This is a genomic window from Pedobacter sp. ok626 (assembly GCF_900100435.1).
In the GTDB taxonomy this organism is placed as follows: domain Bacteria; phylum Bacteroidota; class Bacteroidia; order Sphingobacteriales; family Sphingobacteriaceae; genus Pedobacter.
In genome coordinates this window covers 1-17,707 of sequence record NZ_FNEX01000028.1, presented here as the reverse complement: position 1 = coordinate 17,707, position 17,707 = coordinate 1, and the positions used below count along the sequence as shown (strand labels likewise).

Here is a 17,707-nt window from a genome sequence, read left to right as displayed (position 1 = left end):
GAAGCTGTAAAATTACACTATGAAAGAGAAACAAAAAATATTCTTTAGTACTTTAGGTATATTAATTCCTCAATATGAAATACTTTCTGCTTCCATTTCTGTTTTTGTCGTTGGGGTGGGCTGCTGTACAAGCGCAGGTAAAGTCACCCGATGAGTTTTTTGGTTATGCATTAGGAAGTCGATTTACGTCACAGGATAAAGTATTGGATTATTTTAAATACCTGGGTAAAATGACGCGGAACGTAAAAGTTGTTAGTTATGGCAAGAGCTATGAGGGGCGTGAATTACTGGTTGGCATTGTGTCTGCCAGAGATAATATGGATAAGCTGGAGCAGATCAGAATAAATAATCTAAGCTTAAGCAATGGGCAAAAAATATCTGGTAAGTCTATTAAACAGCCTGCTATATTATGGTTAAGCTATAATGTACATGGCAATGAGGCAAGCTCAACGGAAACAGCCATAAAGATGATGCATGCGCTGGTGGAGGCGAAAAAATCGAATATTCAGGACTGGTTAAGGAATACGGTGGTGATTATCGATCCATGTTTAAATCCTGATGGTAGGGAGCGATATTTAAGTTATTTTAATAGTGTTACAGGGGCAAAGCCTAATCCTAATCCATTGGCCAGGGAGCATTCAGAGCCATGGCCGGGAGGTCGATCGAACCATTATTATTTTGATTTGAATCGTGATTGGGCCTGGCAATCGCAAATCGAGACACAGCAGCGATTGGCTTTGTATCACGATTGGATGCCAGAGGTGCATGTCGATTTTCATGAACAAAACTACAACGAACCTTATTATTTTGCACCAGCTGCTGAACCTATCCATCAGGATATTACAGTTTGGCAAAGAGCATTTCAAGTTACTGTTGGGAAAAACAATGCGAAAAACTTTGATCAGAAGGGTTGGAAATATTTCACAAAAGAGCAATTTGATTTGTTGTATCCTTCTTATGGGGATACTTATCCTTTATATAATGGTGCAGTAGGGATGACTTACGAGCAGGGCGGGATTGGTGCTGGTTTAGCCGTAATTACCATTGATGGCGATACGTTAACCTTAAAAGACCGGATAGATCATCATTTTATAGCTGGAATGGCCACATTGGAAACGGTATCGAAAAATGCAGATCGGCTGGTAGAAGAATTTAGAAAGTACTTTGAAAATGCCAGGGTTACATCTCCCGGGGTATTTAAGAGCTATGTGGTAAAGGGAGAGAATTTGGGTAAACTAAAGCGTTTAGCCGAATTGTTAAAGAGAAATAATGTAGACTTTTCATTTGGTGGAGATGGTAATGCCGAAGGCTATCATTATGAGACCGGGAAATTGGAGCCTTTTATAATAGGGCGAAATGATTTAATTGTGAATCTGGATCAGCCAGGTGCAATATTGGCAAATGTGCTTTTTGAACCGCAAACAAAAGTAAACGACTCCAATACTTATGACATTACGGCTTGGGCCTTGCCTTATGCTTATGGCTTAAATGCCTATGCAGTTAAGTCATTGATTAAGGGGAAATACCAATTTATTGAGGAGCCAAATCCAGCTTTAGGTAAAATGCAAAAGCCGTATGCCTGGCTTTTACCCTGGGATTCGGTTGATGATGCGAAGGTGCTGGTCGCCTTGCAAAAAGCAGGGGTAAAGGTTCGTATGACAGAAGAGGGTTTTACTGTTGGTGGGATTAGCTATCCAGTGGGATCGCTATTGATTTATAGAGCTGAAAATGAAAAATCTGTTAAGGAATTGTCGACCAAAATCGCGGAAATACAGAGGCGCTTAAAAGCTTTTTTTTATACAGTTAATGGCGGTTCTGTAGATAAAGGCAAAGACTTTGGTTCGTCGGTTTATCCGGTATTACCGATCCCAAAGGTGGCTGTGGTTGCCAGTTCTGAAGCTACTGCTCAAAGTTTGGGAGAGGTATGGCACTTTTTTGAACAAGAATTGGGCTATCCTATAACGATGATCAGTTTGGATGACATAGGGGCGCTAGATCTTAATAAGATAAATACATTGATTTTTCCTGACGGCACCTACGGTGACAACATCAACGAAAAAACTCAGGATTGGGTTAGAGCTGGCGGAAAGCTGATTTTGATGGAAGATGCCATATTGAGTGCTGTAGGGAAGAAACCTTTTGACATCCAAAGGAAAGCGTATTACAAAGATGAACTCTCTGTTGAAGTTGCTGCAAAATACCAGAGCAGGAAGCAAACCAACTTGTCGAATGCTATTTCAGGCGCGATTTTTAAAGTAGACTTGGATAAGAGTCACCCGATTTCTGCAGGCCTAGGTAATTACTATTATACGTTGAAGACCGACGACAGGTTATATGAGTTTCTTAGCCGCGGTTGGAATACGGGAGTTTTAAAGCCGGGCAGTTATGTTGCGGGTATTGCCGGTGAAGGTGTGCTTAAAAAACTTGGGGCAGGAATGCTATTTGGCGTGCAACCTGAGGGCAAAGGAACGGTCATATATCTTGGGGCGAGTGTGCTTTTTCGTTCTTTTTGGGAAAATGGGGAGCTGATGTTTGTAAATTCTGTCTTTTTAGTGAATTAGTGATTTTCCGCATTTAATCAGACAAGAAAATCATGAAAACTTTTTCATGGTATCCTTGTTAATATGCTATGGTTCTGAATGGTGCAGTTATCTTAGGTTGGAGTATGCTGCGCGTGTCAGTTTAATTGTTAACTAACTTAATTTAATTCATCATGAAAAAACTTATACAAAGTTTGTTCATTTTCGTGTTCTTAGCGGGAGCTGCTATGGCACAGGATCGAACAATTACGGGTACAGTTACAGGGAAAGATGATGGACTTCCAGTTCCAGGAGTCTCTGTAAAAGTGATTGGGACCACAATCGGCACTTCAACAGACGCAAATGGAAAATACGCCCTTAAGATAGCGTCTGGATCAGCTTCACTTGAATTTTCTTCTATTGGTTATGTGCAACAGGTGGTCGCTATAGGTTCATCAAATGTCGTGAACGTCATTATGTCCACCGACTCAAGGCAGTTGGGCGAGGTTGTTGTTACTGCCTTGGGCATTAAGCGGGAAGTAAGGGCACTTGGTTATTCTGCTCAAAGTGTTAAAGGGGATGATTTGACAAAAACAGATCAGGGAGATGTCTTGAAATCTCTTTCCGGGAAGGTTGCCGGTGTGCAGATTACCTCTTCATCGGGCACGCCTGGCTCTTCCAGTTATATTCAGTTAAGGGGCTCAAACTCATTGACCGGGAATAATCAACCCTTGTTTGTGATCGACGGAAGTCCAATTGATAATTCCCAGAATTATTCAGGAGACCCCTCCGACGAAAAGAACAATTTATTGCAGGGCGCCTCTAACTCAAATAGGGGAGCAGATATTGACCCTAATGATATTGAGAGTATAACCGTTCTTAAAGGGCCAGCTGCTGCGGCTATTTATGGTATAGATGCTGCAAACGGGGCAATTGTTATTACGACTAAACGGGGTAAGGCAGGTAAAATTCAAGTTGATTTTAATACCGGTGTTTCGTTTGACAAGGTAAATCGTTATCCTGGGCTCCAGAATCAATGGGTTAAGGGATCTGGGGGGATTATTGCTCCATTTTCTTCAACTAATCGTTATTCATGGGGGCCGAACGTAAAGGATGTTTCATGGGATGGGAATTCAAATGAGTACGATGTTCACGGGAATGTCGTTTTAAATACTGATCCTACAGCAAAAACGCCTTTTGTTCCTTATGATAATTTAAGAAACTTCTTTAGAACCGGATCTACTTTTAGTAATTCAGTTGCGGTAAGTGGTGGAAATGAAACAGCGACTTATAGAGCGTCAATAAGTAATGCTTATTCTAATTCAATTGTTCCTTTACAAAATTTTCAGCGTACAACCGTGTCTTTTGCCGGTGATTTAAAGATTTCAGAGAAACTGAAGCTGGCTACTAGTATGACTTATATAACCAGCGATGGAAATATGCCTCAGCAAGGTAGTAATCTGTCTGGTATCATGTTAGGCTTAACCAGAACGCCTATATCATTTGATAACTCTAATGGAGCTACAAAAGCGGATGATCCAAAGGCATTTTTATTTAGTGATGGTTTACAGCGTTCTTATAGAAATGGAATCTATGACAATCCATATTGGACAATTAATAACAATCCATATAAAACCTTGTTAAATAGGTTGATGGGTAATTTACAATTGGATTACAATATTGGAAATGGATTTAGCGCAACGTATAGGGGTGGTTTGGATACCTATAATGATAATCGGCATCAGTATTATGAAATTCAATCGGGGGCGTATAGTGGGGGAAGGATCTTTGATGATCGTTTCACTTATAGGAGTATAAACTCTGACCTTATATTTAGCTATACAAAGGAACTTAATGATAAATGGAGGTTCGATGGAAAAGTTGGCGGTAACCTTTATAATAGGAAGCTGGATGAACTTTATGTTCAGGGAGATGGTTTAGTCGCTCCGGGATTTGATAATATATACAATGCGAGTACCTTGAAGTCTGCAAATTTTGTAACACCTTATAGGAAAGGCGGTATATATTATGACCTCAACTTGTCTTATAATAATATGTTGTTTATTGAAACTACAGGTAGAAATGACTGGACTTCCACATTGCCAAAAGGCAAGAACTCTTTCTTTTATCCTTCTGCAAATGTGAGTTTTGTGTTCTCGGAACTTGAGGGTATAAAGGGTGGTGCGCTAAGTTTAGGTAAATTTAGAGCATCGATTGCTCAAGTGGGTAAAGATCCTGGGCCATTTTTGCTGAATTCTTATTATGTGCCAACTACATTTCCAGATGGTTATACCAGTGGTATTTCATTTCCATCAAATGGTATTGGGTCGTTTGGGTTAGACAATGTATTAGGGAATCCCGATTTGAAGCCAGAAAAAACCATTGCTTATGAATTGGGGGCTCAATTGCAGTTTTTTAATAATCGTTTGGGTATGGATCTGACCGTTTATTATAGTAAAGGTAAAGACTTGATTGTTCAGTCTCCGGTTCCTGGGTCTTCAGGATATCAATTTGTGACTTTAAACTCAGGCTCTATCAGGAATCGTGGTTTGGAGTTACAGCTTACGGGGACTCCGGTTAAAAATACTGAATTTGAGTGGTCTTCTTTCTTGAATTTCAGTATGAATAGAAGTAAAGTGTTGTCGCTCGCACCAGGGGTAAATCAGATTACACTTAATGGCTTTACAGGAACTGTTATTGCCCAGTTACCGGGAATGCCTGCGGGGGTAATTTATGGTTACGGCTATAGTGATGATGGTAAGGGGAATATGATTATTGATGACCGTGACAACGTAGGTTATCCGCTAACAAATACAAATGTTCAAAAGGAAATTGGTAACCCTAATCCCAAATTCTTGATGGGTTTCGGAAATACCTTCACTTATAAAGGTATTTCCTTGTACACCTTGATAGACTGGAAATTTAAAGGGGATCTTTGGAATGGTACAAGGGGATCGTTGGCAGCTATAGGTACATCAGATTTGACCAATAACAGGGGGACGATGAAGCAATTTCCTGGTGTTTTTGGGCATATGAATGAAAATGGAGACTTAGTGCATTTTGATGGTGCAGGAAATGAAGTTGCAGGAGCAGGAGGCATCAATTCGATGAGTGTTCCTTTGGATGAGGCTTGGTATTTAGGAGATGGGGGTGGTTTTGGAAACTTAAATGAAGCCTTTATTGAGGATGCATCTTTTATAAAATTAAGGGAGGTTGCGTTGAGTTATAATTTTCCTAGGCTATTTAATAAAGATGGGAAACAATTTGTTAAAGGATTGACTGCCGGTCTTTTTGCTAGAAATATAATTATTTGGACGCCATATCACGGGATTGACCCCGAAACAAGTTTGACCGGAGCAACAAGTTCACAAGGAATGGATTATTTTAATAATCCTGGAACAGCAAGTTATGGTCTTAATCTGAAGTTTAAGTTTTAATCAGTCCTAAAATTTCGAATTATGAAACTTTTAAGTATAAATAGAATAACAAGAACAGGGTTAATCCTGCTTATCGGAACAATGGGTCTGATTGCTTCTTGTAAAAAGGGTTACTTTTATGAAGGGATTAATGATGATCCCTCGCAACTTAAAAACCCTGTGCCTTCGAGTCTTTTGCCTGGAATTATACAGTCAACTGGATATTTGTGGGGTGGTGATGCGTCTAGGTTTGTTTCGTTGTTTATGCAACAGACAACTGGTGCGGCAAATCAATCGGTGTCGGCAAGCCGCTATGCGGTTTCTCCAGATGATGTAGATAATATGTGGACTGCTGGGTTGTATGGTGGCGGAATTATGAACAATACCAATGCTATGATTAATTCAGCTAATTCATTGAAACAAGGACATTATGCCGCCATTGGTAAAGTAATGATGGCGAATAACATTGGTCTTACTACCGACCTTTGGGGTGATGTCCCATACAGTGAAGCTTTTAAAGGGCTTGCTAACTTGCAGCCGAAATATGATACACAGCAACAAATTTATGCGAGTATTGATCAGTTGCTCAGCGAAGCTATTACGAGTCTAGGCGCTGCAGATGGAAGCCAATTTCAACCGGGGGCAGATGATCTTTTATTCAAAGGGGATTTAACCAAATGGTTAAGATTTGCACATTCATTAAGAGCTAAATTCTACCTGCATTTAGGAAAGATAGACAGGTCTAATTATGATAAGGCTCTCTTAGAGATCCCCAATGGATTTCTACCTGGAGAGACCGCTTCTGTATTGTTTGCGGGAACTAGTTTGCCAACACAAACACCATGGTTCCAGTTTAATGATCAGCGTGGAGACATTTCTTTCACTGGATATATTTATGATTCAATGGGTGCTGCCTCGGATCCGCGTTTGGATGTATATAGCGATGGGGATGAAGGTCTGGGACCTTTGTATGGAAGTGAGGCCTCTCCTGTCGTATTGATGAGTTATGATGAGTTAAGGTTTATTGAGGCTGAATGTCACTTGCAAAAAGCTGCGCAGAATAAAGGAGCCTCGGCTACCGCTTACAATGCTGCGGTGACGGCTAATTTATTAAGAACTATTAACGATGCAACTTATGCTGCTACTGTTGCACGAACCGCTGGGAATATTACGCTTACTGATATTATGAGTCAAAAATATTTGGCCTTGTTTTTAAATCCCGAGGTTTGGACTGACTGGAGGAGAACAGGGGTTCCGGCATTGGCTGCACCAGCAGGTAGTGCTCTTGGGGGGGCTTTGCCACGCTCCTTGCTTTATCCTTCGGGGGAGCAAAGGAATAATTCTAATTCTCCGAAGAATACCAGTATGCTGAAACGCGTTTGGTGGGATGTCCCTTAGGAATAAAAATTTCAAATTGTATTTAAAAGGCAGGATGTTGATTCTGCCTTTTTTTATTTGATTCTGCCAATTTTTTTGCCCGAAAGGTTTGGATACTCTGCCTTAATTTATGTAAGTCCTAGAGTTTTACTAGTTTTTTTGTTGCGAAAATTTTGCTATTAGATAACGACATGCAATAAATGTTAATTAATGTTAAATGTTTTGTTGCGGGCTACTGGATGCGCTTCTTGCGGAATTAAATATTGGTTGTTTGTTTTGTTTTAGAATAATGTTGTGTAAACAGAAAGGATTGCCGAGTTTTGAAGCGGTTGTGTTGTGTCATTTTATTGTCATATGTCGGTCGATTGCAATTTGTGAACTATGCACGCATATCAATTTTGGTATATTAGACCATTATTAACTAACCTAAATTTTAATTTCTTATGAAAAAACTTTTACAAAGTTTGTTCATTTTGATGTTCGTTGCGGGAGCTGCGATGGCGCAAGATAGAACAGTTACTGGTACAGTTACAGGAAAGGACGATGGGCTACCAATCCCAGGCGTCTCTGTGAAAATTGTGGGTACCACGACCGGTACATCAACAGATGCAAATGGAAAATACGCCCTTAAGGTTGCATCGGGGCAAGCTGCCATAGAAATTTCTTCCATTGGCTATTTAACGCAAATTATTCCTATTGGGTCATCAAATGTAGTAAATGTAGGTTTAGCAACGGACACCAGGCAATTGGGGGAAGTTGTTGTTACTGCAATGGGTATAACCAGGACGGCAAAATCACTTGGTTACTCAGTTACGACATTAAAGGGAGATGAACTAACTAAGGCGCGAGAAACCAATGTGATTAATTCGCTTGCGGGTAAAGTTGCAGGTGTTAGGGTTACGTCCCAATCAGGGACGGTAGGTGGTTCTTCTAAGATTATCATTAGAGGGGCCTCGTCTTTCAACTCGACAAGTACTTCAAATCAACCAATATTTGTGATTGATGGACTGCCTGTAGATAACAGTTCTCAGCAAATCAATACCATAAGTACCAGTTCAGTTCCACAAGGAAGTGCTGGGTCCGATTATGGTAACAGGGCTGGTGATATCAACTCTGATGATATTGAGACCATAACTGTCCTTAAAGGAGCTGCTGCTACTGCACTTTATGGTGCCAGAGCAAAAAATGGTGCGATTGTAATTACAACAAAGAAGGGTAAAAAAGGTGAGGGATCTGTATCTTTTAATTCTTCAACACGTTTTGATAATGTATTAAAACTTCCAAAGTTTCAAAATGAGTATGCACAGGGTGTTCAGGGTGTTTATAGCACTGGGCCTAATGTTAATAGCTCAAGCCTAAACGGATGGGGACCAAAAATCAGCGAAGTTCAGGATCAATTGTTTACTGATTACCTGGGTAATAAAGTTACCTTACAGGCTTATCCTGACAATGTTAAGGACTTCTATGAGACGGGAAAAACTTATATCAACTCTGTTTCCTTTGAAGGTGGTGGAGATTCTGGTGATTATCGTTTTGGATTTACAAATACAATACAAGATGGTATTGTTCCAAATGAAAAACTTAAAAAGAATGCTTTAAGTTTAAATGCAGGGCGAACTATTTTTAAAGGGTTGGACGTTAGAACCAGTGCTAACTATACACGTACGGTTGCTGATGGTCGTCCTGTTCAAAGTTCTAACAACCCGAGTGTATTACAATCTATCGTTTATGGGTTACCAAGGACAATTGATGTTAATGTGTTGAGAGATCACTATGTTGATCCGATTACTAAACAACAAATTGCCTTAACGCCAACAAGGACAGGTAACAACCCATTTTGGGTAGTAAATAACAATAACTTCTCTAATGTTGTTGATCGGTTTTATGGTAATGCGATCGTTACTTATAAACCGTTAGAGTGGTTAACGATTTCTGATAACTTGGGAACAGATTTTTACAATGAGTACAGGAGAGGTGTTACCAGACAAGGAACAATAGGGTCGTTAACAGGAGATTTTTATACCGCAAATCTGTATAACAGAATTATAAATAATGATTTGATTTTGACTGCGGATAAAAAATTAACCGAAGATCTTAGTTTAAAGGTAATTGCTGGTTATAACGTTTTTGAGTCTTATTATCGTAGAGATCTAGCTGATGCACAGCAGTTAATTGCCGACGGATTGTATAACTATGCAAATGCGGGAAGTGTGGTGTCGACTAATACATCTAATATGAGAAGGATTCAGGGTGTTTATGGGGATGTTGGCTTGTCTTATAAGGATTACTTATTCTTAAATGTTACAGGAAGAAACGATTGGTCTTCAACCTTGCCGATTCAAAATCGGTCATATTTTTATCCTTCAGTGAGTTCAAGTTTTGTTTTCAGTGAAGTGTTGCCTAAAACTACTTGGTTTAATTATGGTAAGTTAAGGGCGAGTTATGCAAATGTGGGTAGTGATACCGATCCATATGGAGGTGCATTTAGTTATTCCCCTATTAGTGCGGCATTTGCTCAGTATGGTTATGGTTCTACTTTTCCATTTAATGGGGTTTTGGCATTCAGTAACCCTGCGACTATTCCAAACTTTGATCTAAAGCCGCAAAATCAAGCTTCATATGAGGTCGGTACAGAGTTAAGATTTTTGGATAGTCGCGTTAATCTTGATCTGACCTATTATTACACCAATACTTCAGATCAGATTATAGATTTAGCACTTCCACAATCAACAGGGTTCTCTTTTGTTAATACAAATGCAGGTTCAGTGAAAAATAAAGGTGTTGAGGTTGGCTTGGGTCTAGTGCCGGTTAAGGGAAGAGATTTTACCTGGAATATGAATATTAATTTTGCTAAAAATGTTCAAAAAGTAGAGTTGCCACCTGAATTGACTTCTTATTCGCTTGCTAGTGGTTGGAGTGGGTTGTCGATTAAAGCTGAAACTGGTCAATCATTTGGTATTTATGGTGTTGCCTGGCAGAGAGATCCTTCAGGAAATCTCATTATTGACGCTGCTACCGGATTAAGAAAAACGGTTAGTGATAAAAGATTAGGGAACATGAGTCCTGATTGGACAGGTGGTATTGAAAACACGTTCTCTTATAAGGGCGCTTCGCTTAGTTTCTTAATAGATATGAGAAAAGGAGGGGTAATATTCTCAAATTCTGTATCATCGTTAAGAACGAGTGGATTGGGAGAAGAAACATTGCTTAATAGAGGAAATATCTTTATTGATAAGGGAGTGGTGGCTGGTCCAGGCGGAACATTTGTTCCAAACACAGTTCCGGTTACAAGTATGCAGGATTATTGGGCTCAATATAGCACGACAAATACTGAAGCAAATATTTTTGATGCTTCGTATGTGAAGCTTAGAGAAGTTAGACTTTCGTATTTGCTGCCCACAAAACTTCTGCAGAGAAACCTAAAGTTTATAAAATCAGCTGAAATCGGACTAGAAGGAAGGAACTTATGGATCATACACGATAATGTGCCTCACATCGATCCTGAAGCAAACTTTTTTGGTACCGAAAGTGTAGCGGAAGGTGTTGAGTTTAACTCTATTCCATCTACAAGGACCCTTGGTTTTAATATAAGACTTAAAATTTAGAAGAAATGAAAAAAATTATATATACGTTTAGTGTTCTAACATTATTGTTAACACTACCATCCTGCAAAAAATATCTGGACATTAACACAAGTCCAAATAGGGCGCCTGTAGTTGATCCAAAGTTGTTGTTTTCTTACGCAACCGTTGCTTATATCAATTTGAGGTCAAGTGGAGATTTATATATTCCTGTTGGGCTAGCTGGTCAGATGCTTAGCGCTGGGGGGAATAATCCAACAGGCTGGTCTGGTGGTGATCCAAGTCCTGATATCTATACATTTTCTGCTAACTTTATAAACAACACTTGGGTGTCGCTTTATGTAAGGGCAGGAGCTAACCTTAAGCAGGCTATTAAGTTATCAGAGGGAGCTAGTCCAGCTAACAATAACGCTGCGGCTCAATGTAAGGTTTTATTGGCGATGGTGCTTTATGATATTACTACCACTTTTGGGGACGTGCCTTACACAGAAGCCTGGAACGAGAGTATCATTTATCCGAAATTTGATGACCAAAAAACAGTTTTAGAAGGAACGATCCGTATTTTAGATGAAGCTTTGGCTCAGTTTGATGATGCTAGTCCTTTGAAAATTGGAGCAAATAATGACGGGTATGACTTGTTTTATCAAGGGGACCTTGCTAAGTGGAAAAGGCTTGCACAATCCCTTAAGTTACGCTCGTTGTTAACTATGGTAGACAAAGATCCTACAAAGGAGGCGGCTATAGGAAGCCTTATTTCTGCAAGCATGGTTAATTCAGCAACGAATAACGCGCAAATCGCTTACCAGGATATTACCAATAAACGCAACCCTAAGTATGCGATTAGTTTGCAATATAATAATGGGGTTAACTTTTTCTTTGCTACTAAACCTGTGACTGATATTATGGATCCAACTCCGGCATTTGCTGTTGCTGATCCACGTTTACCTAAATTTTTCGATAAGCCTGCTGCTGCTACCAACTATATTGGTGTGGTGCCTGGTGCAGATGGTGATGATGATGTGAATCCAAGAATTGCCAAAACGTTGCATTCACCGACAGCGCCAGAAGTGATGTTTACTTATCAGGAGCAGTTATTTAATGAAGCTGAAGTATATGCAAGGGGACTTGGAGTTGGTGTGAATTTGGCGACAGCTACAACTCGCTTCCGCAATGGAATTGAAGCCTCGTGCCTATCTTTTGGGGTTAGTGCGGCCGCCGCTAAGAGTTTTGCAGATCAGTTTAATACGCCGTTTGTTAGTCAGGCAGAAGCGATCAAAATGATTCATGCTCAGCAATGGGTTGATAAAATGGATAGAGGTTTGGATGGCTTTACGCAGTGGAGGAGATCTGGTCCGGACGGTAGTGAAGTACCTGTGTTGACCCTTCCTATTGGCGCACCAGCTGGACCTATCTTTAGAAGATATGAGTATCCTATTATAAATGAGATATCCAGAAATCCGAATGCTCCGAAGGAAACGATTAAGTATAATGTAAAAATGTGGTTTGATTTATAACAGAAATATGAAAAAGATAATAATATTAATGTCGATAGTAACCGCTTTTCTGTTGCAATCGTGCGAAAAAAAGGGGCCAGGAGATAATTACGATTTTAGCAATAGCTTACCCCCTTACGTGGAAATTTCAGCTAAAACTCAACTAAGTGTTTTAGAAGGGACGAACGCTACTATTGCGGTACGTTTAAAAACTGCCGTTCAGGAACCTGTGGTTGTAAATTATGCCGTTTCTGGAGCTTTCTCGACTACTGGATCTGTTACAATTCCGAGAGGTGTATTGTCTGCAAATGTTACCCTGCCTATTCCTAGTACCCTGGTGCCTCCAGGGTCAACGGCTGTAAATGCTTCGTTTAAAATAACCGGAGCAAAGAAAGGGTCTACAGATCTTACTATCGGTGCTTTGGGAGTTAATAGCAATGAAGTAAGACCTATTTTAATTGTAAAAAATCTGATTAGTTTTGAAAGTGAGGGGCTTCAAATCACTGAGACTGTTGCAGATCAGACAATTAAAATTCCGATTGTAATCGCTGGTAAATTAAAATCTCAAACATCGTTGTCGTATACAGTTACGCCTAAAGCTGGTAATACCGCTAACAATCTACAATTGGTATCTGCAAATCCTTTAGTAATAGCGGCAGGAGAAACGACTGCTTTTATAGAGATAAAGGTAAAGGATAATTTAGCTATTAACGCAGGCAACATTTATGAGGTTAAACTTACTGGCGCTACTGCTCCGGTTGGATCTGAAGTTGGGGTTGACGCTGATGCGAGTCTATATACAATCACCGTTGTAGATGATTTGAAAACTGTAGCATTTGTCACAACTACTCCTGTTGATGTAAAAGTGGCCGCAAATAAGAGCTTTGAAGTTAAACTTTCATCTCCAAGTTCTGCTACCATAACCGTGCCTTATGCTATTACAGGTGGAGTGGCCGGAACTGATTATATTTTGCGAACAAGTGGAACACTTACATTTGCACCAGGCGTTACTTCTAGCAACATAAATCTAGATATTCCTGCGGGATATGGCGTTGGTAAAGTATTGAAAATAACTTTATCGTCAATATCTGCTGGTGATGCTGAGGCAAGTCTTGGCACTCCAAAAGAGGTTGTCTTGAACCTCCTTGCTCCTTAAGTAATTTTTGACTTAAAAACATAAAAAAGCAGCAACGAGATTATTCCTCGTTGCTGCTTTTTTATTGTGTCTTCCTTTTAACAATTCGGACGACTTGATTTGACTGTGAGAAAAGTGCTGTTATGCTTGGGATTGAGTTAGTGATACGGGGTGCTTGTTAGCGATTAATTTACTTGATTTCCCAACAACCAAAGTTCTATTGTCATCTATATGCCCTACTGGGAAGTTGAAACATACGGGATAATCATATTCCTTCACAATATCCCAGATAACCTGTTCCGGACTGGCACCAAAGGGAATCGATTGCGTTTCGATTTCATTAAAAGCACCTACGATGAGGCCTTTCAACTTGGCGAGTTTGCCGGCCCTTTTTAGCATGCGCATCATTCTGTCGATCGAATATTCGTGTTCACCAACATCCTCCAGAAAAAGGATCTTATCCGTATAATCTATTTCCGAAGCTGAGCCCTCTAACATCACCATAAGGGTTAAATTACCACCAATAAGGATGCCTTCAGCGGTTCCCGATCGGGAAGGAAATGTGCTTGTGTATTCGTATTTAATGGTCTCTCCAAACAAAGCCTTTCTTAACGAATCTAATGATTCAGGCGTTGCTTTCTCGAATGTGTAGGGCATTTGTCCGTGGATACTTTGGATATTTAGCCTCGCAAATAAATCAGAAAGTAAGACCGTGATGTCGCTAAATCCAACGATCCATTTAGGATTATCTTTAAATTTATCATAATTCAGCTCATCAATGATTCTGATGGTTCCATAGCCGCCTCTACCCGCAATAATAGCCTTAATCTCTGGGTCATCTAAAAATCCCTGCAAATCGGCGGCTCTTAAAGCATCGTCACCAGCAAACTGATTGTGATCAGCAGTAACGGTTTTGCCTATTACAACTTGTAATCCCCAGCTTTCAAGAATAGCGATGGCAGGGGCAATACTCCCCGGTATTTTCTTTGCCGGACAAACTATTGCAATTTTGTCACCCTTTTTTAAATATGCTGGCTGTTTAATCATAGGTAAAACACTTATCTTTGACAAAATAATAAAAATAGTTTTGGATAACAGTAAAATAAAAAGATATACCGTTACAGCGGCATTGCCCTATACAAACGGACCGGTACACATAGGACATTTGGCGGGCGTTTATTTACCTGCGGATACTTATGTAAGATACCTGCGCTCTAATAAAAGAGATGTTAAGTTTATTTGTGGATCTGATGAAAATGGTGTTCCTATTACCCTTAAAGCGAAAAGGGAAGGGGTAACGCCTCAGGTTATTGTTGATAAATACCACAAAATTATAGGTGATTCATTTAAAGAATTTGGTGTTTCTTTTGATATCTATCATAGAACTTCATCCTTGATGCACCACCAGACTGCTTCTGATTTTTTTGAAACCTTATACAAAAAAGGGGTTTTTACCGAAGAAATTACCGAGCAGTACTATGATGAAAAGGCGCAAACTTTTTTGGCCGATCGTTACATTACCGGAACTTGTCCGAAGTGCGGAAATGAGAACGCTTATGGCGATCAGTGCGAGAACTGTGGCAGTACATTAAATGCTACGGATCTGATCAATCCGAAATCGACCTTATCTGGAGAGCCTCCTGTAAGAAAGGAGACTAAGAACTGGTTCTTGCCTTTGGAAAAGTATGAAGATCAGCTTAGAACATATATTGAGAGCCATAACGAATGGAAACCAAATGTTTCTGGACAGTGCCAATCATGGTTAAATGCTGGCTTACAGCCTCGTGCCATGACTCGCGATCTGGATTGGGGCGTTAAAGTTCCTGTAAAGGATGCAGAAGGTAAAGTACTTTATGTTTGGTTTGATGCACCTATAGGCTATATTTCGGCAACTAAGGAGCTTTTTGAATATGCTCGTTTGGATGTTTGGAATCCTAAAGCGGAAGAGTATTACATCAATCAGAATCAAATAGAGAAGGGCAGTTGGGAGAATTATTGGAAAGATTATGAGACCAAGTTGGTTCATTTCATTGGAAAAGACAATATCGTTTTCCATTGTATTATTTTTCCGGCGATGTTAATGGCTCATGGGGATTATATCCTGGCGGATAATGTTCCTGCCAATGAGTTCCTGAATCTTGAGGGACAGAAGATCTCAACCTCTAAAAACTGGGCCGTTTGGTTAAATGAATATCTGGTTGAGTTTAAAGATAAGCAGGATGTATTGCGTTATGTATTAACGGCAACAGCCCCCGAAACAAAGGATAACGATTTTACCTGGAAAGACTTTCAGGCTAGAAATAACAATGAACTGGTTGCTGTATTTGGTAACTTCATCAACAGGGTAGTGGTGTTAACGCACAAGTATTTTGCTGGTAAAGTTCCTACCTGTATGACCATCTTGCCAGAAGATCAGGCTGTAATAGATGAGTTGGCTACTTTTCCTGCTAAAATAAGCGCTTCTATCGAAAACTATCGCTTCAGAGAGGCGCTGGGAGAGGTGATGAATGTTGCTCGTCTGGGAAATAAGTATTTGGCAGATACTGAGCCCTGGAAAGTGATTAAAACGGATGAAGACAGGGTGCGTACCATCTTATTTATCAGTTTGCAAATCGCAGCCAACCTGGAGATATTAATAGAGCCATTTTTGCCATTCACAGCAGATAAGCTGATGAAAATGTTGAATTATGGCGGACATACATGGGAAGCTGCGGGTAAGATCAACTTATTGCACAGAGGTCACCAATTAAATGAGCCGGTCTTGTTATTCGAGAAAATTGAAGATGATGAGGTTCAAGCACAAATTGATAAACTGAACAAAAGTAAAGCCGATAATGAGGCTGCTTCGGCGGTCATTGCTCCAGCCAAAGAGAACATTCAGTTCGAAGATTTTACTTCAGTTGATATTCGTGTAGCTACAATTATTGCAGCAGAAAAGGTTGAGAAAACTAAAAAGCTATTAAAATTAACGCTAGACACAGGAATAGATCACCGTACGGTAGTTTCTGGTATAGCAGAGTATTATAAGCCGGAAGATATTATCGGACAGCAGGTAAGCCTTGTGGTAAACCTTGCACCACGAGAAATCAAAGGAATTTTATCTCAGGGGATGATCTTGATGTCAGAAAATGCTGAAGGAAAATTGGCTTTTGTGGCACCAACCCAAAATCACAATAACGGAAGTATAATCCGATAAAAAGGGGATCCCGATATTGGCCTATGCGGCATGAAGAATTCAGGACGACGAGCATACAAAAAAAGGCTGGAGTAATCCAGCCTTTTCCATTAGGGATGAAGTTATTATTATTGAACAACTTTACCTTCTTTGTCAATTTTAAGAGAACCGGTTTCTTCTCCTTTTTTAACGTTAATCAGGTAATACACGCTTTTATCTGCATTGGTTACTAAAAATGCAGCTGTTGGGGTCCAGTCTTTAACTGGATCTGCTTTTAATGTAGTTTGCACCGCTTCTGGAAGGTCTTTTAGTTCTACTGGAGTTTTTGTAGTACTATCTTGGTATACGGCAACTTGAATTGAATTTTTGATTTCGCTTGCTTTTACTGAAGTGAATCCTGCTACAGCTAAAAATGCTGCTGATAAAATGATCTTTTTCATACTATTTATTTTAAATCAATTAAACTCTTATTAATTACATCTAGACTATACTAGATAATCGTGCCTTAACCTGTTGTTTTTGGCACGGCGTTGATTTTTAGTATTTTATGATTTTTAGCGTCGCGGAATTCTGTGGCACTTCTCTACAAAGTGTTGGCGGATTAAACAAATTCCAGGTTGCTCAGGGTTGATTTAATTTCCAAATGAAGGTTACGAAAGTTCTATTATCTAGCGTGATATTTTTTTATATCTTTGCGGCAGTTGATTCAGGTTATTGTGGTTTAGGCTACGTTTGCGGTTGATTAACGAAAAGGGTCCCGTAGTTCAACGGATAGAATAGAAGTTTCCTAAACTTTAGATATGAGTTCGATTCTCGTCGGGACCACTTTGGAAGGTGAAATGTACCTTTAAACGGCTTTTCTAATTTAGAAAGGCCGTTTCTGTTTTTCTTGAATTGATTCAATACTAGATCTCAGGGATCAATCCCAAAACTTGTGGAGCAGGAGTTAAAATTATAATTTTGTATTTCTATACCGTTTTATATTTATGCCATCAGCTACTGCATCCTTGC

General features: G+C 39.7%; 9 protein-coding genes and 1 tRNA gene. 8 read left to right on the top strand and 2 right to left on the bottom strand.

The features are described 5' to 3' along the window. The first annotated feature begins 74 nt into the window (after positions 1 to 74). The 6 genes from BLS35_RS26615 to BLS35_RS26590 all read left to right on the top strand — a co-directional run bounded on the left by BLS35_RS26615 (position 75) and on the right by BLS35_RS26590 (position 13,542). Positions 75 to 2,561, top strand: a complete 2,487-nt coding sequence (locus BLS35_RS26615) for a M14 metallopeptidase family protein (protein ID WP_090787496.1) — start codon at positions 75 to 77, stop codon at positions 2,559 to 2,561. 152 nt (positions 2,562 to 2,713) lie between these two features. Then, positions 2,714 to 5,956 carry a SusC/RagA family TonB-linked outer membrane protein gene (locus BLS35_RS26610; protein WP_090787493.1) on the top strand — a complete coding sequence of 1,081 codons (3,243 nt, stop codon included), beginning with the start codon at positions 2,714 to 2,716 and terminating at the stop codon, positions 5,954 to 5,956. Positions 5,957 to 5,977: 21 nt separating this feature from the next. Continuing rightward, positions 5,978 to 7,333: a SusD/RagB family nutrient-binding outer membrane lipoprotein gene (locus tag BLS35_RS26605; protein WP_090787490.1), complete on the top strand. Its 1,356-nt coding sequence runs from the start codon at positions 5,978 to 5,980 to the stop codon at positions 7,331 to 7,333. Between the two features lie 422 nt (positions 7,334 to 7,755). Continuing rightward, positions 7,756 to 10,917, top strand: a complete 3,162-nt coding sequence (locus BLS35_RS26600) for a SusC/RagA family TonB-linked outer membrane protein (protein ID WP_090787487.1) — start codon at positions 7,756 to 7,758, stop codon at positions 10,915 to 10,917. Positions 10,918 to 10,922: 5 nt separating this feature from the next. Continuing rightward, complete coding sequence (locus BLS35_RS26595) at positions 10,923 to 12,407, top strand: SusD/RagB family nutrient-binding outer membrane lipoprotein (RefSeq protein WP_090787484.1); 1,485 nt, start codon at positions 10,923 to 10,925, stop codon at positions 12,405 to 12,407. A 7-nt stretch (positions 12,408 to 12,414) separates the two neighbouring features. Further along, a complete protein-coding gene (locus tag BLS35_RS26590) occupies positions 12,415 to 13,542 on the top strand; it encodes a Calx-beta domain-containing protein (protein ID WP_132226084.1) in 1,128 nt (375 codons plus the stop codon). A gap of 120 nt (positions 13,543 to 13,662) precedes the next feature. On the opposite strand, the gene BLS35_RS26585 is transcribed toward BLS35_RS26590, so the two are convergent. After that, the gene (locus BLS35_RS26585) at positions 13,663 to 14,568 is read right to left on the bottom strand and encodes a S66 peptidase family protein (RefSeq protein ID WP_090787479.1); all 906 of its coding nucleotides are present in this window, start codon (positions 14,566 to 14,568) and stop codon (positions 13,663 to 13,665) included. Positions 14,569 to 14,608: 40 nt separating this feature from the next. Here BLS35_RS26585 and metG point away from each other — a divergent pair, with 40 nt between their 5' ends. Then, positions 14,609 to 16,717: a methionine--tRNA ligase gene (metG, locus tag BLS35_RS26580; RefSeq protein WP_090787478.1), complete on the top strand. Its 2,109-nt coding sequence runs from the start codon at positions 14,609 to 14,611 to the stop codon at positions 16,715 to 16,717. Between the two features lie 107 nt (positions 16,718 to 16,824). Here metG and BLS35_RS26575 read toward each other — a convergent pair whose 3' ends face one another. After that, positions 16,825 to 17,136, bottom strand: coding sequence for a hypothetical protein (locus tag BLS35_RS26575; protein ID WP_090787476.1), 312 nt, complete (start codon positions 17,134 to 17,136; stop codon positions 16,825 to 16,827). Positions 17,137 to 17,449: 313 nt separating this feature from the next. Between BLS35_RS26575 and BLS35_RS26570 the strand changes: the two genes are divergently transcribed. After that, positions 17,450 to 17,521 (top strand) — tRNA-Arg (locus tag BLS35_RS26570). Positions 17,522 to 17,707 lie beyond the last annotated feature (186 nt).